Raw genomic sequence first — 1,030 nt, 5'->3', positions numbered from 1 at the left:
GTTGGTGTTGCCAAACGTGAGTGTGGCCGAGGTAATTGAATATACCAAACCACAAGAAGCAGAAGGGCCAGAATATTTTCTAGGAAATATTATGTGGCGGGGTATACAGGTTCCATTGCTAAGCTATGAAGTTGCCAATGGCCAAGAGAAACCCGCTCGGAATACTCAAGCGCGTATAGCTGTAATTAATAGCGTTGGGCTAGATAATCAGAAGTTACCTTTTAGCGCCATTCTCACTCAAGGTCTCCCGCGCTTAGTAAAGGTGAGTAAGGATATCATTCAAGAAGAAGAGCAGAGCGATTCTCCTGCTGAACATAGCCGTATTAGGGTCGATGGAGAATATGCGGTGATTCCGAGCTTGGAATATCTAGAGTCACTGGCCATTAAACTAGCGTAAATCAGAGTCGCTCCTGAAATGATTCAGAAAACGCTGCAAAAAGAACTGTTATCGTTTTTCGTTTTGCTATTTCCGATCATTGAGCTTGTTTTATTAGGCTTGAACCACGCGGTGTTTTTCATCATCGGTTTGAGCGCTGTGATGTTTGCGCTCAACTTCTCCTCTTTGTTTTCAAATCTTCGCAAGTTTATTCCAGCAATTAATTTAGTCCTTTTTGCATCTATTTTTGTTGTGCATCTGACATCGGGTGTGAATAGTGTTGCTGTTATGGGCTGCTTGTTAGTGATGACTGTTTGGGCAGCATTAGTCCTTGATTTGGTGTTTGCCGCGACCTTTTCTCTTCTTTGTATGTTGCTTTTAAGCGCGCTAAATGATTTTACGCAGCTAGCCCAAAATGCCGTTCTAGTTTTTTCATTATTTGCGTTAGCGAGCTTTGTTCGCTTTCGTATCGGTCGACTTGAAAGAGCAGGGCCTAAGCATACTGAGGAGGATATGTTCGCATGTCGTAATGCGAGACAGTTTGAGCAAGACCTTTCTCATTACTTTGCCTTGCATCAGCGTTACCAGATGAATTGTGTGCTGCTGGTGATTGATGTTGAATTACCAAGAAAAATGAATCTGACGAAAGAAAGA

2 protein-coding genes are annotated in these 1,030 nt (G+C 42.6%); both read left to right on the top strand.

Annotated elements, in window-relative coordinates; genetic code table 11:
* On the top strand, window positions 1–397 hold a 397-nt coding region (locus A3762_RS21725; RefSeq protein WP_068757599.1), incomplete at its 5' end, for a chemotaxis protein CheW.
* A gap of 18 nt (window positions 398–415) precedes the next feature.
* Window positions 416–1,030: hypothetical protein (locus A3762_RS21720; RefSeq protein WP_156493657.1), on the top strand; the 615-nt coding region annotated here is incomplete at its 3' end.

The organism is Oleiphilus sp. HI0125 (genome assembly GCF_001635355.1).
Note: the sequence above shows the minus strand (reverse complement) of the source record. Positions and strands in the feature narration are given on the sequence as shown.